The sequence below is a fragment of the Actinomadura miaoliensis genome (assembly GCF_039536785.1).
GTDB classification, from domain to species: domain Bacteria; phylum Actinomycetota; class Actinomycetes; order Streptosporangiales; family Streptosporangiaceae; genus Spirillospora; species Spirillospora miaoliensis.
The window spans coordinates 16,332-38,769 of the sequence record NZ_BAAAZG010000038.1 but is presented as its reverse complement, the minus strand read 5'-3'; the positions used below and the strand labels follow the sequence as shown (position 1 = coordinate 38,769).

The following is a 22,438-nucleotide window of genomic DNA, read 5'->3' as shown; positions in this document are numbered from 1 at the left end:
GCGTCCCCCAGGCCTGCGGCGCCCGGCCGTGCGGCGGCCGCTCGTGGGCGCACCGATCGGGTAGGACGGGAGGGTGGACGCTCGGCGCCGACTGATCACCTTCGGCCACGGCACCGCGGAGCCGGAACGGATCGCGAGCCTGCTCGGCGGTGTCGACGTACGGCTGCTCGTGGACATCCGCACCGCCCCCGGCAGCCGGCGCAACCCCCACGTGGCCCGCCGTGAACTGGAACGCTGGCTGCCGGAACAGCGCGTCGGATACCGCTGGGACAAGCGCCTCGGGGGGTTTCGGCGGCCGCCGCCGGACTCCCCCGACCTGGCGTGGCGGCAAGAGATGTTCCGCGGATACGCCGCGCACATGCGCACCGGGGAATTCTCGGCCGCCGTGGACGATCTGGTGGCCGACATGGAGAAGGTGGGCGACGCCGCCGGCGCGGTGGCGGTGATGTGCAGCGAAAGCGTCTGGTGGCGCTGCCACCGGCGGCTGGTCGCCGACTTCCTCGTGCTCGTCCGTGACGTGCCCGTCGCCCACCTCATGCACGACGGGCGCCTGACCGACCACACTCCCTTCCCCGCGGCCCGTGTGCGAGAGGACGGGTTGCTGGTGTACGACGGCGGCCAGTCCGCACTTCTCTGACCCGTCGTCGCGGCCCGTTACGGCCGTCTCCGTCCACGGGTCGGTGTAAATGCGTGCTCGACCGGATGTGGCGTCCGGGGATTTCAGGTGGCACGGACGGGCGCTTCCACGACGGCCGCGTCGTCTTCTGCGAATGGGCCGTCTTCGAACTCCGAGGACAGGACCCGCACGTTTCCGGTGGACGCCATCCGCGGGTCGGCTCCGGTGTCCGGATCACCGCCCGCCGTGGCCGTTCGCAGCGCCTTGCGGCCACGCTCCCACAGCTCGACGTCGACGCCGCTGCTCAACTGGGACAACCACGGCCCCAGGGCCAGCAGGGCGAGCACCGACAGGGCGATCAGGACCGAGACCATGACAGCGTCCCCCAGCTCCTCGGTCGGCACGACCGACGAGATCAATCAGGATGAATGTGGCATCAGCCTAGATACCACAGCAAACCACCACTAATCGCCCATCCGGCGCGTCCGTGAAGTCCGAAACCGGGGCCCGCCATCGGCGGCCGAGAGGAACTCGACTGATCGTCAGGAATAGGCCAAGTGACGATCACCGGGTCGGGCATGGCCCGGCTGTCGGCAAACGTTCGGCCAGGTCGACCACGGTGCCCTGTGGCGCGGCCGGAGTCAGCCTCCGGCCTGAGAGCGGGAAGGCCGTGCGGCCTAGGCGGGGGCGCAGGTGGTGGGGAGGGGGCCGGAGCCGGTCGCGGTGAGACCGGCGGAGGCGGTGCCGCCCGTGGGGACGGCGGCGTTCCAGGAGGCGTTCGCGACGGTGACGGTGGTGCCGGAGCGGGTGAACGCGCCGTTCCAGGTGGAGCCGAGCGTCCAGGTGGAGGGAAGGTCGAAGCGGGCGCGCCAGGTGGTCAGGGCGGGACCCTCGTTGCGGACGTGACGGTGGCCTGGAAGCCGCCCGGCCACTGGTTCGTGACCGTCAGGGTGCAGGTGACCTCGGCGGGCGGAGGGGTGGTGGGCGGCGTGGGCGGGGTGACGGTGCCGAGGGCGGAGGCCAGCGCGGGGTACCAGCGGTCGGAGATCTTCTGGTTGCCGGAGTCGTTGGGGTGCACCCCGTCGTAGGTGTCGGCGGAGGTGCTGAACCCGGTCCACTGGTCGACGACCGTGATCGGGGAGGCGGCGGTGGAGTTGGCGGCGGCCCAGTCCGGGATGGCCCGGTTGAGGGCGACGAGGCGGTCGGCGCACTCGGCGCAGGTGGCCGGGTTCATCGGGATGAGCCGGGCGACGAGGATCTTCATCGCGGGGTTGCTCGCCCGCATCTGGCCGACCAGCGTGGTGTACGCGGCGAGGATCGTGCCGGTGGGGCGGTTGCTCTCATTGCTCGATCATTGTTCAAGCCTGAATCATCAGTGCGTTTGCCCTGGTCGTGCACATGCAAGTGGGAATGCACAGGCATAGGGTGGTGGCGGTAACCAGAGCGGTCCGACGCATAGTGATCTGCCGAGGCGAGGAATGGTTGTTGCGACGTCGGGCACCTCGACGAGGCGGCGACGCAGGTCCGGGCTCCCGGCCGAGGTGACGAGCTTTGTGGGACGTCGGCACGAGGTCGCCGAGATCAGGCGCCTGCTGGCGGGGTCGCGGCTGGTCACCCTGACGGGGGCCGGAGGCGTGGGCAAGACGCGGCTGGCCATCCGGGTGGCGGCGACGCTGGAACGCGCCTTCGCCGACGGGGTGTGGCTGGTGGAACTGGCCGACCTGGAGAAGCCCGGGCTGCTGGCGCCGACCGTCATCCAGACCCTCGGCATCCGGGACCAGTCGGCCCGCCCGCCGGCGGAGGTGCTCGCCGGGCACCTGGCGGACCGGCGGACACTGCTGGTCCTCGACAACTGCGAGCACCTGCTGCGGGAGTGCGCGATCCTGGCCGAGACGCTGCTGCGGGCGGCGCCCGAGCTGCGGATCCTGGCCACCAGCCGCCATGTGCTGGGGGTCGCCAGCGAGCAGATCTTCCCCGTGCCGCCGCTGTCGCTGCCGGACGCGGGGCCGGACGGGGGCGGCCCGTCGGACGCGGTGCAGCTGTTCACCGAGCGCGCCCAGGCCGTGCTGCCGGGATTCGCGATCACCGACGACAACCGGGAGGCGGTGGAGCAGATCTGCCGGCGCCTGGACGGCCTGCCGCTGGGCATCGAGCTGGCGGCGGTGCGGCTGCGGGCGCTGTCGGTCCACCAGGTGCTGAAACGGCTGGACGACCGGTTCCGGCTGCTCACCACGGGGTCGCCGGCGGCGCTGCCCCGGCACCAGACGCTGCGCGCGCTGATCGACTGGAGCTACGCGCTGTGCGGCGAGAAGGAGCGCACGCTGTGGGCACGGATCTCGGTCTTCAGCGGCGGCCTGGACCTGGAGGCGGCCGAGGCGGTGTGCACCGGCGACGGGATCGCCGCCGAGGAGATCGTCGACCTGGTCGTCGGCCTGGTGGAGAAGTCGATCCTGATCCCCGAGGAGCATCCGGGCACGGTCCGGTACCGGATGCTGGAGACGCTCCGGCAGTACGGCCGCGAGTGCCTCGCCCGGTCCGGGGAGGCCGAGCGGGTCGCGCGGCGGCACCGCGACCACTACCGGGATCTGGCGGCCGAAGCCCGCGTCCGCCTGTTCGGCCCCGACCAGGTCCAGTGGCTCACCCGGCTGCAGCTCGAACACGCCAACCTGCGCACCGCCCTGGAGTACTGCTTCGCCCACCCGGGCGAGGCCGGGACGGGCCTGGGCATGGCCGCCGACCTGCTCTACCACTGGATCACCAGCTACTACCTGGCCGAGGGGCGCCGCTGGCTGGACCGGGCGCTGGCCGCCGACACCGCGCGGACCGAGGTCCGGGCACGGGCACTGTGGGCCGACGGCTGGCTCGCCATCATCCAGGCCGACCCGGAGCCGGCCGAGGCGATGCTGCGGGAGAGCAAGGTCATCGGCGAGGAGCTGGGGTCGGACTCGGTGCTCGGCTACGTCGCGATCTTCTCCGGGATGATCGCCATGTGCCGCCGGGACCCCAAGACGGCGATCGCCCTGTACGAGGAGGCGCTGGCCCGGCACGGCGCCACCGGCGACCCGGTGGGCGTGTCCCTGGCGCTCGTCCGGCTCTCCCTCGCCTACTCGTTCCTGGGCGACTCGGCGCGCGCCGTCGCCATCGGCGAGGAGGGCCTGGCCGTGTGCGAGGCGCACGGCGAGGGCTGGCACAGGGCGTACACCTTGATGGCGCTGGGAATCGAGGTCTGGCGCCAGGGCGACACCCGCCGGGCCGCCGCGATGGAGCAGGAGAGCCTGCGGTTCAACCGTTCGCTCGACGATCCGCTCGGCATCGGGGTGAACCTGGAGGTGCTGGCCTGGATCGCGGCCGCCGAGCGGCAGTACCAGCGGGCGGCCCGGCTGCTGGGCATCGTGACGAAGGTGTGGAAGGCGGTCGGCGCCCCGCTGTCCGGTTACGGGCATCTGGTGCACTTCCACGACGAGTGCGAGGCCGGCACCCGCGAGGCCCTCGGCGCGCAGGCGTTCCTGGCGGCCGTCCAGCGGGGCGCGGGCCTTCCGTACGAGGCGGCGCTCGCCTACGCGCTGGAGGAGCGGGCCCCGGCGGCCGCGTCGCAGAGCGCCGTGGAGACCTCGCCGCTGACGCCCCGCGAGACGGAGATCGCCGGTCTCGTCGCCCAGGGGATGAGCAACAAGGACATCGCGGCGACCCTGGTGATCGCCCAGCGCACCGTCGAGGGGCACATCGAGCACATCATGAACAAGCTCGGGTTCCGTTCCCGCGCCCAGATCGCCGCGTGGGTCAAGGACCGGGGCCACGCGTCCGGCGAGGGAACGCCGTCCGGGTGAGGGCCGAGATGGACGCGCACGGCGACGTGGCCGGGAAGGGCCGGCCGGACGGCACATCCGGCCTCGTCGGACGCCGCCGGGAGATGGCCGAGGTGCGGCGGCTGCTGCCCCGGACGCGGCTGCTGACGCTGACCGGCGCGGGCGGGGTCGGCAAGAGCCGGCTGGCGGGTTGGGCGGCGTGCGCGCTGCACGACTGGTTCCCCGGCGGGGTGGAGCGCGTCGACCTCGCCACGGTGGAGGACGGCGTCCTCCTGGAACCGGCGGTGGCCACGGCGCTCGGGCTTCGTGACACCGGACGGCAGGCGATGCCCGTCCTGGTGGACCACCTGGCCGACAAACGGATGCTGCTCCTGCTCGACAACTGCGAGCACCTGCTGCGGCCCTGCGCCGCACTGGTGGACAGGCTGCTGCGCGGCGCGCCGCGGCTGCGGATCCTCGTCACCAGCCGCCAGCGGCTGGGAGTGGCCGGGGAGCAGATCCTCCCGGTGCCCACGCTGCCCGTCCCGCAGCCCGACGCCGACGTCCGCGACGTCGCCCGGTGCGCGGCGGTACGCCTGTTCGCGCAGCGGGCGGCCGAGGTGCGGCCCGGGTTCGCGGTGGACGCGGGGAACGCCGCCGCCGTCGCCCGGCTGGCGCGGCGCCTGGACGGTCTGCCGCTGGCCATCGAGCTGGCGGCCGTACGGCTGCGCACGACGACCGTGGACGACCTGCTGCGCGGGCTGGACGATCGCCTCGACGCGCCGTCCCGCGGCGGCTCCGGCGCCCCGCCGCGGCACCGGACCCTCCGGGCGACCGTGGACTGGAGCTTCGAGCTGTGCTCGCCCGGCGAGCGGCGGTTGTGGTCACGGCTGGCGATCTTCCCCGGCGGGGTGGACCTGGAGACGGCCGAGGAGGTCTGCGCGGACGCCGGCATCGCCCCCGGGGAGGTGCTCGACCTGATCGCCGGGCTGGTGGACAAGTCCGTCCTGGTCGCCGACCCGACGGCGGGCGGGGTCCGCTACCGGATGCTCGACACGATCCGGGCCTACGGCCGCGAGCGGCTGCCGTGCGCCGACGAGCGCGTCCTGCACGGACGGTACCGCGACCACTACCGGCGGATGGCCGACCGGAACCGGGTCGACCGGCTCGTCCCCGACCAGCTCGACCGCTACCGGGCCGTGCGAGCCGAGCTGCCCAACGTGCGCACGGCGCTCGACCTGTGCTTCCGGCGGCCCGAGGACGCGCACACGGGGCTGGAGATCGCGTGCCCGCTGTGGGCGTACTGGATCCTGTCCGGCGCCGTCAAGGAGGGACGGCACTGGCTGGAACGGGGGCTGGGTCTGGCTCCGGGCACCGGCCGCGCCCGCGCGACGGCCCTGTGGTGCGCCGCCCTGATCGCCGTCCGGCAGGACGATCTCCCCGCGGTGGCGCCGCTGCTGGAGGAGTGCCGGGCGCTGGCCGAGCGGACCGGGGACGAGACGGTCCGCGCGCAGGCCGTCGAGATCTCCGGCATGGCCGCGCTGGCCGCCGGGGACGGCCGGCGCGGGTTCCCGCTGATGCTGGAGGCGCGCGACCTGCGTCGGGCCGCCGGCGACGTCCACGCCGTCGCCGTCAACCTGTACTACACCGCCGCGTTCGGCATGGCCGAGAGCCCGGGCAGCGCCGCCGACGTCGGGGCGGAGCTGCTCGCGCTCTCCCTCGCCCACAACGCCCTGCTGTTCAAGGCCTACGCCCAGTTGAAGCTGGCGTTCGCGGCCTGGCGGCGGGGCGACCCGGGCCGGGCCGAGACCCGGATGCGCGAGGCGGCCACGGTTCTCGGCGCCGTCGACGACCCGTGGGGCCTGGTCCAGTGCCTGGAGGTGCTCGGCTGGACCGCCGGGGCGAGCGGACGGCACGAACGGGCCGCCCGGCTGCTGGGCGCGGCCGGCAGGGTACGGCAGACCCTCGACATCACACCGGCCGAACTGCAGTACCTCGCCGACGCCCACCGCGACTGTGCCGAGCAGGCCCGACGAGAGCTGGGCGGCCGGGCGTTCGCCACGGCGTTCCGCGCCGGGGCGAGGCTCACGCTGGATCGTGCGCTCGCCTACGCCCTGGAGGAGCACACAGTCGGCTCCCCCGCGCGATGACCCCCGGCACCGGGGGCCTGCGCGGGGGGCCTACGTGCGATCTACGCGGAATCTGCGCGGGGCCTACGCCGGGGAAGGGGCGGCGGGCCAGTTCCCGACCGTCAGGACCCAGCCGTCCTCGTGCACCAGCCGCGCCCCCAGCCCCATGGACTGCAGCCAATCGGCGGCCTCATGCCCGTAGGCGAGGGCGGCGGTGCAGGCCGTGCCGGCGTCGACACAGCTGTCGGCCGTGACCGAGACCGTGCGCCACGGCCCACGCGGCTGCCTGCCCGCCAGGCGGTCGACGAGGCGCGCGACTCCGCCGGACGCCGGACGCTCCAGGGCCGACAGACCGCAGGTGGCCAGCCCGCACGGCGCCCGCAGCAGGATGTCCCGGCCGAGCGGGTCGTCGCCGCGCCGTGCCTCGCGACGATCTTCGGTGATCCGGATCCGCCAGCCCCCGGCGGGGGGCGGCCCCGCCACCGAGACCTTCTGGTCGAGCGAGAAGAGAACTCCGCACCGCGCCTCGCCGGCGGCGAGCTCGGCGGCCCGGTCGACGGCGAAGGGCTTGGCCGTGGGCCACAGGTCGAGGGTCGCCCCCGCGGGCAGCCGCACCGACCCCGGCGGCTCGTCGATCATGATCGAGCGCCAGGCGCCCCTGGGGGCGCGGACGAGCGGATCGGCCCGGCCCCCGGTCACCTCGGCCGCGTGCAGGGCCGTCCACAGCAGCGCGTGGAACGTGGCGCCGACCTGGACCGGCCGGCCGGCCGCCGCGTGGACCCGCGCCAGGTCGCAGTCACCGCGGTAGGCGTCGCAGGCGGCGTCGATGTCGGCGATCACGTGGTCGACGGCCTCGCGGGCGATGCCGAGGCGGTCCGGCTCGGTCACCGTCACCGTCGCCGTCGCGCCCCAGAGCGGAAAGCTCTGCGACACCGGCGCGGGCGCGCCGGTGTCTCCGGGCTGCGATCGTTCCTGCTGGTTCAACGGGTTCACAGTGTCTCCTCGGGTCTCGGACGCGCGGCCCACGCGGCGCCGAAGCGCCCACGCGGGAGCGGCGCGTACCGACACGCGGGCCCGGTGCCGCCGGGCCCGGTCTCAGCCCACGGGCACGACGTCGGCGCCCCGGCCGGCGGGTCGCACCCGCCCGTCGGGCGTCAGCTCACCGCCGTCGTCGAAGATCAGAACTCCGTTGCAGAGCAGGCCCCACCCCTGTTCGGGGTGGTAGGCGACGAGGCGGGCCGTGTGGTGGTCCGGGGCGGTCGCGGGTGGGCAGGGTGGCTGGTGCTGGCACATTTCGAGCCCCTCGGTGCACGCAGGGTGCGGTGGCTACCTAAAGAGCATGTCCCGGGCACCCCCACGGGGAACGGGGGTAAACCCCCATGTCGCTACCCATCCCCCCGGGGGGGGACCGAGGGTCGGCCGCCGGCCGTCCCCCAGCACGAGGTGCCCCTCTACAGGGTGTTCCCGGTGGAAATGGGTGTCAGGCCCGATGGTCCGGCGGACGCCGATGACGCATGGTGGATGCCAGGCCATCACGGGATGGCCCCTTGCTTTTCTGCGGGAAAGGGACGACGTCGGATGACCACGAACGTGGGGGACAGTGCTTCCGGTACGCACGCGCTGAACGACGCGGCGACGCGGGAGGTCCGGCAGCGCCTGGAGGAGGAGCGGCGCACGCGCGCCTCGCAGCTGGCCGTGCTGGAGCAGGCGGTCGAGCGGTCTCCGCTGGAGCAGGTGGAGGCGTCCGACTACACCCGCCTGGAGAACCTGCGGCAGAGCCTGGTGGAGATCGACGGTGCGCTGCGGCGGCTGCAGGAGGGCACCTACGGCAAGTGCGAGGGCTGCGCGCAGGCGATCCCGGCCGGGCGGCTGGAGATCCTTCCGTACGTGCGGTTCTGCGTGCGTTGCCAGGGCCGCGGCGACCGCGGCGCCCGCTGAGGCGGAGGCGAGCGATGCAGCAGGTGTCCGGGGCGCCGCCATGCGGCCGGTTGGACGGCTGGCACGTTCTGGTGCCCCGCGCCGCCCACCAGGCCGGTGAACTGTCACGGTGCCTGCGCCGGTACGGGGCGGTTCCCTGGGAGGTGGCGATGATCGCGGTGGAACCGCCGCGGCGCATGGCGTCGCTGGATCGCGCGCTCACGCGGTTGCGGGAGGGCGCCTACGCCTGGGTGGTGTTCACGTCCGTCAACTCCGTGCAGGCGGTCGCGCGGCGGCTGGCCGCTCGCGGCCTGGACGGGCAGACGCTGAACACCGCGAAGGTGGCCGCGGTCGGCGACCGTACGGCGGCGGAACTGGTGCGGCTGGGCGTGCGGGTCGACCTCGTCCCCGGCGGCGAGCAGTCCGCCGAAGGGCTGCTGGCCTGCGAGGCGCTGCGACGCACGCCGGACGCGCCGGGGCGGGTGCTGCTGCCGCACTCCGACATCGCCCGCGACACCCTGGCGGTGGGCCTGTCCGAGCGGGGCTGGCAGTGCGACGCGGTCGTCGCCTACCGCACGGTGGCGGCCGCCGCGCCGCCCGCCGACGTGGTGACTGCGATCGCGGACGGCCGGTTCGACGCGGTGGCGTTCACGTCGTCGTCGACGGTGCGCAACCTGCTCGCGCTCGCCGCGGCGCCGCCGCCGTCGACGGTGATCGCGGCGATCGGGCGGCAGACCGCCGAGACGGCGCGCGAGCACGGGCTGCGTGTCCACGCGATCGCCCGGCGGCCCTCGGCCGGCGAGCTGGTCGCCGCGCTGGCCGGATACGCGGCCTCGGCCGGGCACATCCTCTCGCCGCGCGGCGCTCCCTTCCCCGCATAGAGCCGGATCCCCCCTGTCGCCTCCTGGAGGGGATCCTGAACGCTGCCGGGCCCGGGGCGAACCCGTAACTACACCGCGCAAACACGGGTTCGTTTGGAGCCACCCGGGCCCGGCAGCCTCCCGGGCACACAGCCCGGTGAAGGTTCACAGGATCCGGACGGCGGTGCTTCCGGAGACGGTGACCCGGACCTCGTCGAAGCTTCCGGCCTGTTCGGCCAGCCAGACGCAGTCGGCCAGGGTCGTCGTGCGGACCTTGTGGACCCGGGCGGGACGCCATGGCCGGTGCCGCAGGAAGGCCGGCTCCACCGGATCGTCGTAGATCACCCCGTAGGCCAGGGTGACCGCGCCGATCGCCGACGGGCCGAACGGACGGGCCAGCCGGACCAGGTGGGCGCCGAGCAGCGGCTGTCCGCGCCCGGCCGGCGGGAGCAGCGAGTAGGTCAGGGGCGAGCCGCCGCCCGGATCCACCACCAGGCGGGACGGCCGCCCGTCGTGCTGGTGGACACGCGCGGTCCAGCCGGTGAGCGGTAACGTCACCTGGCCGAGGAGATCACGGTTCATCAGGTCGCAGTTCGTCAGGTCTCGGGTCATCGGTTCACTCCGTTGTGATCAACCGTGGGCCAGCAGCTTGCGCAGTGCGGCGGTCGCGGCCGCGTCCCCCACGGCCACGACCGCGTCGCCGTGGGCGAGGCGGAAGCCGGAGGGCGGTGAGGTGATCGTGCGGCCGTCGCGGATGACGGCGACGATGGACGCGCCCGTCCGGGTGTGGGCGCGGGTGTCGCCGAGGGTCCGGCCGTCATAGGGCGAGACGGCCGGCACCGGAATGCGCACCGCCCGCAGCCCGTCCGCCCGCGCCCCGGCCAAGGCGCGGTTCAGGTGGGGCACGTGGTCGATGACGACCGGCAGCCCCAGCAGTTCGGCGACCGTGCGCGGTTCGGCGCCGGTCAGCACCACCGTGCACCGCACCCGCTCGGGGTCGTGCGGGTCATAGAGCACCAGGTCGCGGCGGCCGTCGCGGTGCGCCACCACACCGGCGCGCTGGCCGTCGGCGGTGGTGAACACGTAGAGGAACCCGACCTTGGGCAGGACCATCCTGTCCAGCAGCATCGACAAGCCCTTCTCTTCGTGAAACCGTCGGCCCGGTCGGCCGGTAGCGGCCTGGCCCGCGTCCGCGCGGCGGGGGCCGGGCGGACGCGGGCCAGGCCGCGTGGCGCGGTCCATGCACGGCACCTGGCGGGCGCACAGGAACCGGCGCCGGGCGGGCGCCGGGGAGGCGGGACCGGCGCCGGCTCAGGGCCCGGTCTGGTGGCGCCGTTGCTGGCACAGCACGCAGCGGCGGGCATGGGGAAGGATCTCCAGGCGGGCCTGGCTGATCGGTTCACCGCAGTCTTCGCAGAGCCCGTAGGTGCCCGCGTCCACGCGGGCCAGGGCGGCCTCGATGTCCCGCAGGGCCTGCCGCAGCGTGGCGCACCGGGCCAGCGCCGGCTCCAGCGCCGCCCGGTCGCCGCGCGTCTCGGTCTCGTGCTCGATGATCACCAGTTGCGCCGTCCGGGTGCGACGCTGCCGCTCCAGCCGCTCGCGGGCCTGCCGGGCGGCCGCCTCGTCCGGCCCACGACCGGCCGGCACGGAACGCGCCGGGGACGGGCCGCCGGCCGTGCCGCGCGCGGCACCGCTCACAGTCATGCAACAGCTCCCTTCGGCCCCCGTCAGGGTGCCCGCGGTGGTCGGTCCCTCGGTTTCTCCTCCACCATGGGTGACTGCCGTGCCGACCGCCATCGGGGGCACCACCCATTCGCCGCGTGGGGGTCCTGTATTCGCAGGTCACCGGGCATGGGTGACGGCCGGGGGCATGGGTGCCGCCCCGGATCGCCCCTCCGGGGCCGCGGGCGGCAGGATGGACCGGCGGGAGCGTTGGGCGCGCGGATCGGCACCGGGCCGGGGCGCCTACCGTGGAATCAGCGCTCGCATCGTGCACGCGAGGCTTCTCGCAGACGTGTCCGCCGTGGGACGAGGCAGGGAACGCGCGAGGATGGGACACGAACGGCTTGTGGGTCGGCCCGGCCGGGCAGGCGACGAGGGGGACGTGCGGTCAGTGCGGCTGTTCTGGCGGGTGTTCTGGCTCAACGCGCTGGTGGGGGCGTTCGCCACCGTCCTGTTGATGGTCGGGCCGTGGACGGTGTCGGTGCCCATCCGGCTGACCGAGGCGTTGGTGCTGCTGGCCGGGCTGGCGTCGATGCTGGTCGCCAACGCCGTCCTGCTGCGCTGGGGGCTGGCGCCCCTGGACCGGCTGGCCCGCCTGATGACCACCGTCGACCTGCTGCGTCCCGGCCAGCGGCTGCCGGTCACCGGCAGCCGCGAGATCGCCACGCTGATCGACACCTTCAACCAGATGCTGCAGCGCCTGGAGACCGAACGCGGCACCAGCAGCGCCCGCGCCCTGTCGGCGCAGGAGGACGAGCGCCGCCGCATCGCCCGGGAGCTGCACGACGAGATCGGCCAGAGCCTGACCGCCCTGCTGCTGGACCTCAAGCGGCTCACCGACCGGGCCCCCGAGCCGCTGCGCGAGGAACTGCGCCACGCCCAGGAGACCACCCGGCACAGCCTGGACGAGGTGCGCCGCGTCGCCCGCAGGCTGCGGCCCGACGTGCTGGAGGACCTGGGCCTGGCCAGCGCGCTGACCGCGCTGGTCGCCCAGTTCGACACCCACACCATCCTGCGCGTGCGCCGAAGTCTGCACCCGGACCTGCCGCCCCTCGGCCCGCAGATCGAACTGGTGCTGTACCGGATCGCCCAGGAGGCCCTGACGAACGCCGCCCGCCACTCGGGCGCCACGCGTGTCGAGCTCAGCCTGACGCCCGCCAACGTTCCCGGCGACGGTGGTGTGCTGCTGCGCGTCGACGACAACGGCAGGGGGATCGACGGCGCCCCCGAAGGCGCCGGGATCCGGGGCATGCGCGAACGCGCCCTGCTGGTCGGCGGCACCCTCAACCTGCACACCCGCTCCGAGGGCGGCACTCGCCTCACCCTGTACGTGCCCACCGGCCCCACCACCGGTCAGGACCACTCCGGCAACCGAGATCCCGGCGAGGACATCCCATGACCGCCAGCCCGAATCCGCCCGCGCACTCCGCCCCGAAGACCCGCATCCTGCTGGCCGACGACCACGCCCTGGTACGCCGCGGCGTCCGGCTCATCCTCGACGGCGAACCGGACCTCCAGGTCGTCGCCGAGGCCGGGGACGGCGCCGAGGCCATCGCGCTGCTGCAGGGCACCGCCGGTCAGCGGGTCGAGGCGGACCTGGCCATCCTGGACGTGGCGATGCCGCGGATGACCGGCCTGCAGGCCGCGCGGGAACTGTCGCGCCGCCGGCCCGATCTGCGGATCCTCATCCTCACCATGCACGACAACGAGCAGTATCTGTTCGAGGCGCTCAAGGCCGGCGCCGCCGGGTACGTGCTCAAGTCCCTGGCCGACCGCGACCTGATCGCCGCCTGCCGGGCGGCGATGCGCGGCGAGCCGTTCCTGTATCCGGGGGCGATCAGCACCCTGATCCGCACCTACCTCGACCAGGCCGGCGCCGGGCAGGCGCCGGACACCGTGCTGTCCCCCCGCGAGGAGGAGATCCTCAAGCTGGTCGCCGAGGGCCACTCCTCCAAGGAGATCGCCGACACCCTGGTCATCAGCGTCAAGACCGTCGAGCGGCACCGCGCGAACATCCTGGCCAAGCTCGGCATGAAGGACCGCCTGGAACTGGTGCGCTACGCCATCCGCACCGGCCTCATCGAACCCTGACCCGCCGTCCGGGGCCGCCCGCAGGTGTCGCCCGGTTGGTGGTGTCAACCGATCGGCGCGGGCACGACCGCCACGGGGCACAGCGCCTGCTGCAGCACGGTCTGGGTGACCGGGCCCAGAAGCGTCTGCGGCGTCGACCCGATCCCGCGGTCGCCGACCACCAGCAGCGTCGCGCCGTCGGCGGCGTTGAGCAGGGCGTGCCGCGGCCTCTCGACGACGAACCTGCTCTCGACCGGCACCTTGGGGTACTCGGCCCGCCACGGGGTGACGGCCTGGTCGAACCGCACGATCGCCTCGTGCCTCAGCCTGTCGGGTTCGACGAAGGGGGCCCGGTCCGGCCCGGGCAGCGCGGCGGGGTCCCACCAGCTGCACACGGCCAGCAGGGACGCGTCGCGCAGCGCCGCCTCCGCGAAGGCGAACCCGAGGGCCGCCTCGCTGGCCGGTGAGCCGTCCACCCCGACGACGATCCGGGCGCTCTCCCAGCGGGCGGGCGGCGTGTCCGCCCCCACGACGACGACCGGACGGTCGGCGCGGGAGGCGACCTGCACCGCCGTGGACCCCACCGTGAGCCCCTCGAACCCGCCGTGGCCGCGCAGGCCGAGCACGACCAGCTCGGCGTTGCGGGACGCCTGCAGCAGCACCGCCGCGGCCCAGCCCCGCTCCAGGCACCAGCGGACCTCGACGTCCCCGCCGAAGGCGAGCGCCCTGCGCACCCCTTCGCCCGTCAGGAGGGCGTGGGCTTTGCGCACGCCCTCGTCGGCCACGATCGCGCCCGCGCCGCGCAGGATCTCCAGGGTCTCCTCGTCCGGCTGACGCAGCGGGTAGGGCCAGTGCCAGGCGTGGCAGACGGTGACGGGGAGGCCGCGGAGCCGGGCCTCCTCCACTCCCCAGCGCAACGCGACCTCGGCGGCCGGCGATCCGTCGTATCCGACCAGTACGGGGCGGCCACCGCCGTCCTCGCTCATGGGCCACCTCCCTTGCGGCGGGCTCGTCTCCAGCCTCGCCGGGCTGGATCCGCCCAGGTAGAGGCCGGGGGTCCCCGAGGCCGGGGACCTTCGGCCCCGCCCCGGGGCGCCGTGCCACGCCGGGCGGGGCCACCGCCCCGCCGCGGGTTCGGCCGGGTTCAGGACGCGCTGGGCTCGCTGGCGCCGGTCTCCAGCCAGTGCAGGGCGGTCCGGAGATCGGGCTGGTGGTAGAAGGCCTGGTCGAGGCCGGTGAGGGAGAAGACCCGCTCGACGCGGCTGGGCATGCCGACGATGACCACGGTGACGCCGCGGGCGTCGGCGCGGCGGCGGGCGCGGGCGAAGACGTTGAGGCCGCTGGAGTCGCAGAACTCCACGCCGGTCATGTCCACGATCACCGCCAGGCTGGTCATGTCGATCGCCCGGCCGAGGTGCTCGTTCAGCGCCGGGTGGGTGTGGAAGTCGATGGATCCGGCGGGCACGACCAGGGAGTAGCCGGCCTGCTCGGTGACCTCGACGGTGAGGGCGGGGTCAGTGCTCATCAGGGGTCGCCTGTTCTCGTGCCGGGGAGCGGGAGGGGGCAGGGCGGGCGGACCGGGTCTCGTCATGACCGGTGAACGTCTCATCATGACCGGCGAACAGGGTGATGAGCGCGTTGATGTGCTGGTCGCCCTCGGCCGGGTGACGGAAGGGCCGGTCCGGGTTGATCGTGTAGGTGTTGCGGCGGCCCACCCGGGCACGGGTCAGGTAGCCGGCCTCTTCCAGGTCGTTGATGATCAACTGGGTGGCGCGTTCGGTGATGCCGATGCCTCCCGCGATGTCGCGGATACGGGCCTGCGGATTGCGTGCGACATGGATCAGCACGCGGGCATGGTTGGTCAGGAAGGTCCAGCTCTTGCCGCCGAGCGCGTCGGTGGCGCCCACGTGATCACCTCTGGCCGTCAGCGGGTCTGCGGATGTTGAACGAAGCGAATTTCATGTAATGAACTGCGCCCTAAGGGTAGCCTCTGACCGCCGGGTCACGCCACCGCGGGGAACCCTGGGTGACACTGGTCTTCCATGCACGTCAGCGTCCGCGCGGCGGCCGTCCGACGCCGGCGGGACGGCCGTCCGGCGGGTAGCGGCCGGGGGACGCCGGGCCGGGACCGACGGCTCGTGCGAGCAGCATGACCAACACGCCCGTCACGAAGCCGATGACGTGCGCCAGGTAGGCGACCGATCCGGTGCCGGGGACGGTGTACCCCAGGGAGTAGAACCACTGGAGCAGGAACCACAGCCCGAGCACCGCCCAGGCGGGCAACACGAGCGGGATGAAGAACAGGAAGGGGACCAGGCTCCACACCCGGGCGCGGGGGAAGGCCACCAGGTACGCGCCCAGCACCCCGGCGATCGCTCCCGAGGCGCCGATCAGCGGCGTGGTCGACTCGGGCGCGGCCAGCGCGAAGCCGTACGCGGCGGCGTACCCGGACACCAGGTAGAGCAGCAGGTACCCCAGCCTGCCCAGACGGTCCTCGATGTTGTTGCCGAAGATCCACAGGTACAGCATGTTGCCGAGCAGGTGCAGCCAGCTTCCGTGCAGGAACATCGCGTACAGCACCGACAGGGCCGGGATCTTCGCGTACGGGGGGCGGTCCGTCGCGCAGGCCGGCCGGCCGCCGGCGGTCTCCACGACCCGGCCGGTCGCCACCCGCGGCAGCGGCCGGTTGCCGACCAGCTCCCGGGGGATCGCCGCGTAGCGGTCGTAGAAGGCCGCCTGACCGCACACGGCGCCCGGCCCCGGCTCGCCCGCCGGGGTGGCCGCGGCGCCGGGGGTCAGCAGGAAGACCACCACGTTGACCAGCACCAGCGCGGTCGTGACCAGCGGTGCCCGGCGCACGGGGTTGACGTCGTGGATCGGGATGACCACAGGCTCTTGGTGCCCGTGACACCCGCTGGTCACACCGGCGGGCGGCCGCCCCCACGGGTCGCGCGGAGGAGGTTACGGCGCGTCCCAGGTGACGGGGAACCGTTCGGGAGCCCGGGTCGCCATGCCGGCCTTCCACACGATGTCCTGCTCGGACCCGGCGAAGCGCAGGCCCGGCAGGCGCTCCAGCAGCGTGCGCAGGGCGACCTGCAGCTCCATCCGGGCCAGCGGCGCGCCGAGGCAGTGGTGCGGTCCGTGCCCGAAACCGACGTGGGGCGCCTCCTGGCGCCGCAGGTCGAGCCGGTCCGGATCGCTGTAGACGGTCTCGTCCCGGTTGGCCGAGGGCAGGGCGACCACCACGGGTTCACCCGCCCGAACGGTCACGCCGCCCAGCTCGACGTCTTCGAGCGCGTACCGGGCGCCGCCCCCGGCGAGCCCGAGGGGCACGTAGCGCATCAGCTCCTCGACCGCGCGCGGAACCAGGCCGAGGTCCGCGCGCAGCGTCGCCAGCTGCTCGGGGTGGGTGAGCAGCACGTAGACGAAGTTGGGGATCTGCGAGGCCGTCGTCTCGTGACCGGCGACGAGGATGCCCTCGGCCAGCGCCAGCATCTCGTCCTCCGACAGCCGGTCCTCCTGGTCGCGGGCCACGACGAGCGCGCTGAGCAGGTCGTCCCTCGGCTCCCGACGGCGCTCAGCGATCAGCCCGGCCATGTACTCGCGCAGCCGCGCCACGTGCTCGGCCACCTGCTCGGGCGTGAACCGGGTGGTGGACAGGAACGCGTCCGACCAGATCCGGAAGCGGGCCCGGTCCTCGACGGGGACGCCGAGCAGCTCGCAGATCACGGTGATCGGCAGCGGCAGCGCGAAGTCCTCGACCAGCTCGGCCGGGGCGCCCCTGGCGATCATCCGGTCGACCAGCTCGCCGGCGATCTGCTCGGCGCGCGGCCGCAGCAGCTCCACGCGCCGGACGGTGAAGGCCTTGGTGACCAGCCTGCGCAGCCTGCTGTGCTCGGGCGGGTCCACGCTCATGATGCTGCCGGACGGGCCCCGGTAGCCGCGGGTGCGCGGCTCGTCGCGGGACACGGCGGCGGCGCGGCTGAACCGCGGGTCGCTGAGGACGAGCTTGACGTCCTCGTAGCGGGTGGCCAGCCAGGCCGGCTCGCCGTAGGGCAGCCGCACCCTGGACAGCGGCTGGTCGCGGCGCAGTTCGGCGAACAACGGCTCCATGTCGAGCCGCTCGGGTTCGCTGAACGGGAAGGTCCTGGTCTCCGTCGTGGTCATGACGAACTCCTCACTCGCCGAAGTGAGCCCTCCCGGCAACACATGTATTCACCATACGTTTCCCTGCAATGCCTGACAATATGTCAGAGAACTGGTCATTTCTCCCCGCGTTTCGCCCCTCGTCCACGGTCGGCCGGCAGGCGGACGCCGATGGCCACGGCCACCAGGCCGATCGGCAGGAGCGCGGCGGCGGGCCTGGCGGCCGACAGCAGTGCCGCCGCGACGATCGCACCCGCCACCAGCGCGCCGATCTGGCCCAGCGCGGCGACGCGGCCGCCGGGCCGCCCGGCGGCCAGGTCGTGCAAAGCCCCGGTGAGGGCCCCGGTCATGTAGGTCGTCGCGGCGTGCAGCCTGAGCGCGACGACGCTCTGGCCGCCCATCGCGATGGACGCGAGGACCAGCAGGAACGGCCCCAGGACGGGCCCCGGGCGCCCGGCCGCCGCGAACCAGCCGGCGGCCAGGGCGGCGAGGACGGCCAGTTCGGCCACCAGCGGCCCGAGCACCGCGTCGGGCCGGCGCCGCCACAGGCGCGACCACGCGAACAGCCCGGCGGCGAACCCGGCGACGGCCTCGGTGACGGCGCCGATCCTGCCGAGGTCCGCCGTCCCGACGCCCAGTCCGGCGATGACGAGGTTGCCGGTCACGATTCCGGCGAACGCGCCGCCGAGCCCGGCGAACGCCAGCAGGTCCACCGCGCCCGCACAGGCCGCCAGCGCCGGCGCGGCCAGCGCCGCCCCTCTCGTGGTTGCGCTTGCAGCGGTTGTCGTCACGTCGCCCCCGAAGCCTCACCTGCCGGCTCGCCGCCGGCCGCGCCCAGCCCTGGTCGTCCCCGTTCCCGCGCCGTGGGCACGCGCGCCGGCGCCCCGGCCGGGCGCCCGGAGGCTCAGGAGGTCCGGACGGTGGTCGCCTGGACACACTCCGGAGTCAACTTTAGAATTCTATAGTCATCGTTCACGGCGGCAAAGGAGGAGCGGATGTCCGCAGGCGAGGTGTCCGTCGCCGACGAGGTCGCGGAGATCTACGACCAGACGTTCTGGGGCGTCGAACTGGTCGGCGGCAGCTTCCACGTCGGCTACTGGTGGGACGAGCACGACCGGACGCCGTTCCTGGAGGCGATCAACCGGAACACCGAGATCGTGACCGGCAGGCTCGACCTGCGTCCCGGACAGCACCTGCTGGACGTCGGCTGCGGCTGCGGGGTCCCGGCGATCCGCGTCGCGCACCGGGCCGACGTCCGGGTCACCGGCATCACCAACAGCCGGGCGCACCGGGACGAGGCGATACGCCGGGTCCACCAGGCCGGTCTGCGCGGGCAGGTGCGCATCGACCTGGGCGACGCCGCCGCGCTCCCCTATCCGGACGCGTCCTTCGACGCGGTGCTGTCCTTCGAGTCGCTGGTGCACGCCGACGACCGCGAGCGCTGGCTGCTGGAGATGGCGCGCGTGCTGCGTCCCGGCGGCCACCTGGTGCTGACCGACCTGGTGGTGGACGTCCCGCTGTCCGACGAGGACAGGCGGACGCTGCAGGACTTCACGCTCACCCTGCCGCACTCCGGCACCGCCATGATCGACATGGTCCGCCGCACCGGCTTCAGGCTGGAGGAGTTCGCCGACATCACCGACCGGATCAGGCCGACCTACCCCGCCTACGTCCAGCGGATGAAGGACCAGCGGCAGGCGCTGGTGGACGCCTACGGCTGCGAGAACATCGACCACTTCCTGACCGGCACGCCCCGCATCCTGGAGGTCGTGCAGGCCAGGACCGGCTACGTGATCATCGTGGCCCGCAGGCGGGAGGGCGACCTCGCGGAGCGGAGCCCGGACACCTGACCGGGCCGAGGGCCGGACGGCGCGGGCCGCGGGCGCTTCGGCCCGCGCCGTCCCCGGGGTGCCCCTCGGGCGTCCCGCGGTCTCAGGCGGGCGCGTGCCAGACGCGCGAGGACGCGACGGTCTCGCCGCGGGCGAGGTCGGCCAGGGTGATCTGGATCCGCCAGGGGTCGAGGCGCAGCACGTTGAAGTCGGAGTCGTTGGCGCCGTCCCGCCAGACCGCGTACGGGTCGAAGCCGCGCTCGCGCGCCTCGGCCGCGACCAGAGTCCAGGCATGGCGCCGGCTCGCGTCGTCCTCGGCCCAGCGGGCCCGGCAGTCGGCGAACACGGCGTCGTGCGCGGGAGTCCAGTAACCGCAGGACACGTACGGGTTGCGCGCCAGGTGAGCGGTCTTGACAGGAGACCTGGAGGTGCTGACCCACCCGACCGGCGCACCGTCGCCGGTCTCCCACGAGACGTGCAGGATGCGGGTGCGGGGGCGGCCCTTCCCATCGACGGTGGCGACGGAGCACCACCCGATCTCGGTCGTCAGGCGCAGGAAGTCGTCGTGGAGGTCGGCGAACGGGACCTCGGTGCTGAAGGTCGCGGCGCTGGCTGAGGTCATGCCGACCAGCGTAGTACGCCACCACCCACGGCAACTATATGAATATGAATCCTGAGCCTCAATTACGACGCGGTATTGCCTGAGCCTGGGCAGATAACTATGTTTTCATGTAGCAACTATCGCCGAACCTGCTCGGAGGTCGCATGCGTGTGCTGTTCGTGGCGGCCCCGGCGATCGGGCACGCCTATCCGATGGTGCCGCTCGCGTGGGCCTTCCGCGCCGCCGGGCACGACGTGGTGTTCCTCACCGGAGGCGACGGGCGGGGCGTGGCGCGGGCGGGGCTGCCCGTGCTGGACGCCCTGCCCGGCGTGACGAGCGCCGAGCTGCTCGCCGGGTTCGCCCGCGACTTCCCGGAGCTGTTCGCGCCGATCGAGGGCGAGTCCGTCGAGGCGATGGTCGCGGCGATGGACCGACGCAAGCCGTTCATCGTCGCGGCCTGGGACGCCTACGTCGACGACTACGTCGCGCTCGCCAGGCGCGCCCGCCCCGACCTGGTGGTCTACGAGCCGTTCTGCGGCGCCGGACCGCTCGCCGCGGCCCTGCTGGACGTCCCGGCCGTCGCGCACGGGCTCAGCGCGACACGGTTCGCTCCCGAGATCCTGCGGGCGGACCCGGCGGTGGAGGCGTTCCGCCGGCACGGCGTGGAGCCGCCCGACGGCATCCCGACGATCGACGTGGCGCCGCCGGGCATCGCCGAAGGTCCGCCGTCGGACCTGGCCATGCGCTACGTGCCCTACACCGGCGGCGGCACGCTCGGCGACCTGCTGCTCGTACCGCCGGAGCGCCCGCGCGTCCTGGTGACGGCCGGGTCGCTGCTGCCGGACACCGAGTGGTCCCGTCCGGTCGAGCGGGTCATCGCCGCGGCGCCCGACGTCGACGCCGAGTTCGTGGTGACGCTCGGCCACGAGCATCCTGAAGGGCCCCCGGACCTGCCGCCCAACGTGCGCACCACCGGGTGGGTGCCGTTCGCCGCGCTGCTGCGGACCTGCCGGGCGGCCATCCACCTGGGCAGCGGCGGCACCATGCTGACGTGCTGCGCGCTGGGCGTGCCGCAGCTGGCCCTGCCGCCCACCCCGGACCGGCAGATCGAGGCCGCGCTGCACCGGGCCCGTGGCACGGCGCGCGTGCTGCGCCCCGAGGAGCTGGACGCCGGCGCCATCGACGCGCTGCTGTCCGACGAGGAGCTGCGCACGACGGTGCGGCAGGTCCAGGCGGAGATGACCGCGCTGCCCTCCCCCGCGGAGATGGCGCTGCGGCTCACCGGCGTCGCGTACGCCGCCACACGATGAGGAGGTCGCATGGGGCGCAACGAACCCGTCGCCGCGCGGGTCGGGGAGTACTACGACGACATCGGCGACTTCGTCGAGCTCGTCGGCGGAAACCTGCACGTCGGCTACTGGACCGGGGAGGACGACGACACGCCGCTCCTGGGCGCGCTGCACCGGCTCACGTCGATGATGGAGGAACGGCTGGCGCTGCGGCCCGGGCACCGGCTGCTGGACGTGGGCTGCGGCGTGGCCGAGCCCGCCGTCCGGATCGCCCAGCGCAACGAGGTGACCGTGGTCGGTGTGACGGTGAGCGGGTGGCAGGTCGCCGAGGCGGAGCGCCGGATCACCGCCGCGGGGCTGCGCGGGCAGGTCTCGGTACGGCTCGCCGACGCCGCCGCGCTGCCGTTCCCCGACGGCTCGTTCGACCGGGTGCTGGCGTTCGACTCGCTGCCGAACGCCGAGGACAAGCGGCGGTGGACGGCCGAGATGTTCCGGGTGCTGCGGCCGGGCGGGCGCTGCGTCTACTCCGAGTACCCCAGGGACCCCGGGACGAGCGAGGAGGAACTGGCGGTGCTCAAGCGGTACGCCCTGTTCGACCCGCCCATCCCCGACCGGGTCACCGCGCCGGCCGAGGAGGCGGGGTTCACGGTCGTGGAGACGCTGCACTGCGGCGACCGGGTCAGGCGGTACTACGACCTGGTCCTGGACAAGCTGGCCCGCCAGCGGGACGCGCTCACCGCCCTGTACGGCCGGGAGCGGATGGAGGCGTTCGCGGCCGACCTGCGCACGTCCTACGGCATCTGCCGCAGGCGGTTGGGATACGTGATCGTCACATGTCGCAAGCCCGGGTCCTGACCCGTCCGCGCGCGGAAACGCCGGGCGGAAAGACAGTCACGTCAAAGATTCAGGAGGCAGGATGTCAGCCGATCTCCGGCGCCGGAAGCTGGAAAAGGTTTTCGCGTCCTTCGACACCGACCGGGACGGCGTGATCGACGAACTGGACATCACGGCGATGGCGCAGATCTGGTGCGACACCTACGGCGTCGCCCCGTCCTCGGCGCACTGGCGGTCCATCCACGGCCGGGCGCACGGGCTGTGGCGGGGCATCCGGGAGAACACCGACGGCGGTGACGCCGACCGCGTCAGCAGGGACGAGTGGGTGGCGGCCATGGACAGCCCGGGCTTCGCCGCCTTCGTGGAGCGGTCGGCCATCCCGTTCAGCATGGCGGTGTTCGCCGCGGCCGACGGGGACGGCGACGGCCGGATCACCGTCGAGGAGATGATGGCCGCGCAGAGCAAGTCGGGCATGAGCGCGGAGGAGACCCGCACCGTGTTCGCGTTGCTGGACACCGACGGCGACGGCCGCGTCTCCTACGACGAGTACGTGGAGGCCGCGCGGCAGTTCTACCTGAGCGACGACCCCGAGGCGCCGGGCAACCTGATAGCCGGCGACTTCTGAGCACGGGCCCGCGTA

General features: G+C 73.6%; 25 protein-coding genes and 1 pseudogene. 11 read left to right on the top strand and 15 right to left on the bottom strand.

Translation table 11 applies throughout. The features are described 5' to 3' along the window. The first annotated feature begins 73 nt into the window (after positions 1-73). Positions 74-637: a DUF488 domain-containing protein gene (locus tag ABD811_RS25000; RefSeq protein WP_344952346.1), complete on the top strand. Its 564-nt coding sequence runs from the start codon at positions 74-76 to the stop codon at positions 635-637. Positions 638-720: 83 nt separating this feature from the next. Here ABD811_RS25000 and ABD811_RS24995 read toward each other — a convergent pair whose 3' ends face one another. The 3 genes and pseudogenes from ABD811_RS24995 to ABD811_RS24985 form a co-directional block, all read right to left on the bottom strand. Next, the gene (locus ABD811_RS24995; RefSeq protein ID WP_344952344.1) at positions 721-1,035 is read right to left on the bottom strand and encodes a hypothetical protein; all 315 of its coding nucleotides are present in this window, start codon (positions 1,033-1,035) and stop codon (positions 721-723) included. A gap of 258 nt (positions 1,036-1,293) precedes the next feature. Further along, positions 1,294-1,548 (bottom strand): cellulose binding domain-containing protein, encoded by a 255-nt coding sequence (locus ABD811_RS24990; protein WP_344952342.1) that lies wholly within the window; start codon positions 1,546-1,548, stop codon positions 1,294-1,296. Next, positions 1,494-1,937 (bottom strand): annotated as a pseudogene (locus tag ABD811_RS24985) (GDSL-type esterase/lipase family protein); the annotation flags it as partial. The pseudogene ABD811_RS24985 and the gene ABD811_RS24990, both read right to left, overlap by 55 nt. 232 nt (positions 1,938-2,169) lie before the next feature. On the opposite strand from ABD811_RS24985, the gene ABD811_RS24980 reads away from it, so the two are divergent. Together ABD811_RS24980 and ABD811_RS24975 are read left to right on the top strand one after the other, a co-directional pair. Then, positions 2,170-4,443 (top strand): ATP-binding protein, encoded by a 2,274-nt coding sequence (locus tag ABD811_RS24980; protein ID WP_344952340.1) that lies wholly within the window; start codon positions 2,170-2,172, stop codon positions 4,441-4,443. Next, a complete protein-coding gene (locus ABD811_RS24975; RefSeq protein ID WP_344952338.1) occupies positions 4,440-6,551 on the top strand; it encodes an ATP-binding protein in 2,112 nt (703 codons plus the stop codon). Before ABD811_RS24980 ends, ABD811_RS24975 begins: the two co-directional genes overlap by 4 nt. Positions 6,552-6,614: 63 nt before the next feature. Here the strand turns inward: ABD811_RS24975 and ABD811_RS24970 are convergent, their stop codons facing one another. Both ABD811_RS24970 and ABD811_RS24965 read right to left on the bottom strand, forming a co-directional pair. Next, positions 6,615-7,523: an FAD:protein FMN transferase gene (locus ABD811_RS24970; RefSeq protein WP_344952336.1), complete on the bottom strand. Its 909-nt coding sequence runs from the start codon at positions 7,521-7,523 to the stop codon at positions 6,615-6,617. Between the two features lie 102 nt (positions 7,524-7,625). Beyond that, positions 7,626-7,823: a DUF5999 family protein gene (locus ABD811_RS24965; RefSeq protein ID WP_344952334.1), complete on the bottom strand. Its 198-nt coding sequence runs from the start codon at positions 7,821-7,823 to the stop codon at positions 7,626-7,628. Between the two features lie 285 nt (positions 7,824-8,108). Between ABD811_RS24965 and ABD811_RS24960 the strand changes: the two genes are divergently transcribed. Both ABD811_RS24960 and ABD811_RS24955 read left to right on the top strand, forming a co-directional pair. Then, positions 8,109-8,468 (top strand): TraR/DksA family transcriptional regulator, encoded by a 360-nt coding sequence (locus tag ABD811_RS24960; RefSeq protein WP_344952332.1) that lies wholly within the window; start codon positions 8,109-8,111, stop codon positions 8,466-8,468. Between the two features lie 14 nt (positions 8,469-8,482). Continuing rightward, entirely contained in the window at positions 8,483-9,328 is an 846-nt protein-coding gene (locus tag ABD811_RS24955; protein ID WP_344952330.1) for a uroporphyrinogen-III synthase, read from the top strand. A 144-nt stretch (positions 9,329-9,472) separates the two neighbouring features. Here the strand turns inward: ABD811_RS24955 and ABD811_RS24950 are convergent, their stop codons facing one another. The 3 genes from ABD811_RS24950 to ABD811_RS24940 form a co-directional block, all read right to left on the bottom strand. Beyond that, positions 9,473-9,919 (bottom strand): hypothetical protein, encoded by a 447-nt coding sequence (locus ABD811_RS24950; protein ID WP_344952328.1) that lies wholly within the window; start codon positions 9,917-9,919, stop codon positions 9,473-9,475. 18 nt (positions 9,920-9,937) lie between these two features. Then, entirely contained in the window at positions 9,938-10,435 is a 498-nt protein-coding gene (locus ABD811_RS24945) for a cation:proton antiporter regulatory subunit (protein WP_344952326.1), read from the bottom strand. Between the two features lie 183 nt (positions 10,436-10,618). Then, positions 10,619-11,011: a TraR/DksA family transcriptional regulator gene (locus tag ABD811_RS24940; RefSeq protein ID WP_344952324.1), complete on the bottom strand. Its 393-nt coding sequence runs from the start codon at positions 11,009-11,011 to the stop codon at positions 10,619-10,621. 400 nt (positions 11,012-11,411) lie between these two features. Here ABD811_RS24940 and ABD811_RS24935 point away from each other — a divergent pair, with 400 nt between their 5' ends. Both ABD811_RS24935 and ABD811_RS24930 read left to right on the top strand, forming a co-directional pair. Beyond that, on the top strand, positions 11,412-12,428 hold the full coding sequence (locus ABD811_RS24935) for a histidine kinase (RefSeq protein WP_344952322.1): 1,017 nt from the start codon (positions 11,412-11,414) through the stop codon (positions 12,426-12,428). Next, positions 12,425-13,120, top strand: a complete 696-nt coding sequence (locus ABD811_RS24930; RefSeq protein ID WP_344952320.1) for a response regulator — start codon at positions 12,425-12,427, stop codon at positions 13,118-13,120. The genes ABD811_RS24935 and ABD811_RS24930 overlap by 4 nt, the downstream gene beginning before the upstream one ends. Positions 13,121-13,164: 44 nt before the next feature. On the opposite strand, the gene ABD811_RS24925 is transcribed toward ABD811_RS24930, so the two are convergent. The 6 genes from ABD811_RS24925 to ABD811_RS24900 all read right to left on the bottom strand — a co-directional run bounded on the left by ABD811_RS24925 (position 13,165) and on the right by ABD811_RS24900 (position 18,036). After that, complete coding sequence (locus ABD811_RS24925) at positions 13,165-14,085, bottom strand: universal stress protein (protein WP_344952318.1); 921 nt, start codon at positions 14,083-14,085, stop codon at positions 13,165-13,167. 158 nt (positions 14,086-14,243) lie between these two features. Next, on the bottom strand, positions 14,244-14,624 hold the full coding sequence (locus ABD811_RS24920; RefSeq protein WP_344952316.1) for an STAS domain-containing protein: 381 nt from the start codon (positions 14,622-14,624) through the stop codon (positions 14,244-14,246). Further along, positions 14,614-15,006: a helix-turn-helix transcriptional regulator gene (locus ABD811_RS24915; protein ID WP_344952314.1), complete on the bottom strand. Its 393-nt coding sequence runs from the start codon at positions 15,004-15,006 to the stop codon at positions 14,614-14,616. The genes ABD811_RS24920 and ABD811_RS24915 overlap by 11 nt, the downstream gene beginning before the upstream one ends. A 142-nt stretch (positions 15,007-15,148) precedes the next feature. Beyond that, positions 15,149-15,988, bottom strand: coding sequence for a rhomboid family intramembrane serine protease (locus tag ABD811_RS24910; RefSeq protein ID WP_344952312.1), 840 nt, complete (start codon positions 15,986-15,988; stop codon positions 15,149-15,151). Positions 15,989-16,060: 72 nt separating this feature from the next. Then, positions 16,061-17,266, bottom strand: coding sequence for a cytochrome P450 (locus ABD811_RS24905; RefSeq protein ID WP_344952310.1), 1,206 nt, complete (start codon positions 17,264-17,266; stop codon positions 16,061-16,063). Positions 17,267-17,361: 95 nt separating this feature from the next. Further along, positions 17,362-18,036: a DUF1275 family protein gene (locus tag ABD811_RS24900; protein WP_344952308.1), complete on the bottom strand. Its 675-nt coding sequence runs from the start codon at positions 18,034-18,036 to the stop codon at positions 17,362-17,364. Positions 18,037-18,240: 204 nt separating this feature from the next. On the opposite strand from ABD811_RS24900, the gene ABD811_RS24895 reads away from it, so the two are divergent. Next, the gene (locus ABD811_RS24895; protein WP_344952306.1) at positions 18,241-19,095 is read left to right on the top strand and encodes an SAM-dependent methyltransferase; all 855 of its coding nucleotides are present in this window, start codon (positions 18,241-18,243) and stop codon (positions 19,093-19,095) included. An 82-nt stretch (positions 19,096-19,177) separates the two neighbouring features. Here the strand turns inward: ABD811_RS24895 and ABD811_RS24890 are convergent, their stop codons facing one another. Further along, a complete protein-coding gene (locus ABD811_RS24890) occupies positions 19,178-19,696 on the bottom strand; it encodes a pyridoxamine 5'-phosphate oxidase family protein (protein ID WP_344952304.1) in 519 nt (172 codons plus the stop codon). A 143-nt stretch (positions 19,697-19,839) separates the two neighbouring features. Between ABD811_RS24890 and ABD811_RS24885 the strand changes: the two genes are divergently transcribed. The 3 genes from ABD811_RS24885 (at position 19,840) to ABD811_RS24875 (ending at position 22,423) form a co-directional block, all read left to right on the top strand. Continuing rightward, on the top strand, positions 19,840-20,985 hold the full coding sequence (locus tag ABD811_RS24885; RefSeq protein ID WP_344952302.1) for a nucleotide disphospho-sugar-binding domain-containing protein: 1,146 nt from the start codon (positions 19,840-19,842) through the stop codon (positions 20,983-20,985). 9 nt (positions 20,986-20,994) lie between these two features. Next, positions 20,995-21,819, top strand: a complete 825-nt coding sequence (locus ABD811_RS24880) for an SAM-dependent methyltransferase (protein ID WP_344952300.1) — start codon at positions 20,995-20,997, stop codon at positions 21,817-21,819. A gap of 61 nt (positions 21,820-21,880) precedes the next feature. After that, the gene (locus tag ABD811_RS24875) at positions 21,881-22,423 is read left to right on the top strand and encodes an EF-hand domain-containing protein (RefSeq protein WP_344952298.1); all 543 of its coding nucleotides are present in this window, start codon (positions 21,881-21,883) and stop codon (positions 22,421-22,423) included. Positions 22,424-22,438: the final 15 nt, after the last annotated feature.

Bases quoted from the DNA above. Each gene is read 5' to 3' on its own strand.
- ABD811_RS24950 (WP_344952328.1), bottom strand. From the start codon at position 9,919: ATGACCCGAGACCTGACGAACTGCGACCTGATGAACCGTGATCTCCTC.
- ABD811_RS24930 (WP_344952320.1), top strand. From the start codon at position 12,425: ATGACCGCCAGCCCGAATCCGCCCGCGCACTCCGCCCCGAAGACCCGC.
- ABD811_RS24875 (WP_344952298.1), top strand. From the start codon at position 21,881: ATGTCAGCCGATCTCCGGCGCCGGAAGCTGGAAAAGGTTTTCGCGTCC.
- ABD811_RS24955 (WP_344952330.1), top strand. From the start codon at position 8,483: ATGCAGCAGGTGTCCGGGGCGCCGCCATGCGGCCGGTTGGACGGCTGG.
- ABD811_RS24945 (WP_344952326.1), bottom strand. From the start codon at position 10,435: ATGCTGCTGGACAGGATGGTCCTGCCCAAGGTCGGGTTCCTCTACGTG.
- ABD811_RS24885 (WP_344952302.1), top strand. From the start codon at position 19,840: ATGCGTGTGCTGTTCGTGGCGGCCCCGGCGATCGGGCACGCCTATCCG.
- ABD811_RS24895 (WP_344952306.1), top strand. From the start codon at position 18,241: ATGTCCGCAGGCGAGGTGTCCGTCGCCGACGAGGTCGCGGAGATCTAC.
- ABD811_RS24925 (WP_344952318.1), bottom strand. From the start codon at position 14,085: ATGAGCGAGGACGGCGGTGGCCGCCCCGTACTGGTCGGATACGACGGA.
- ABD811_RS24880 (WP_344952300.1), top strand. From the start codon at position 20,995: ATGGGGCGCAACGAACCCGTCGCCGCGCGGGTCGGGGAGTACTACGAC.
- ABD811_RS24960 (WP_344952332.1), top strand. From the start codon at position 8,109: ATGACCACGAACGTGGGGGACAGTGCTTCCGGTACGCACGCGCTGAAC.
- ABD811_RS24940 (WP_344952324.1), bottom strand. From the start codon at position 11,011: ATGACTGTGAGCGGTGCCGCGCGCGGCACGGCCGGCGGCCCGTCCCCG.
- ABD811_RS24920 (WP_344952316.1), bottom strand. From the start codon at position 14,624: ATGAGCACTGACCCCGCCCTCACCGTCGAGGTCACCGAGCAGGCCGGC.
- ABD811_RS24890 (WP_344952304.1), bottom strand. From the start codon at position 19,696: ATGACCTCAGCCAGCGCCGCGACCTTCAGCACCGAGGTCCCGTTCGCC.
- ABD811_RS24905 (WP_344952310.1), bottom strand. From the start codon at position 17,266: ATGACCACGACGGAGACCAGGACCTTCCCGTTCAGCGAACCCGAGCGG.
- ABD811_RS24965 (WP_344952334.1), bottom strand. From the start codon at position 7,823: ATGTGCCAGCACCAGCCACCCTGCCCACCCGCGACCGCCCCGGACCAC.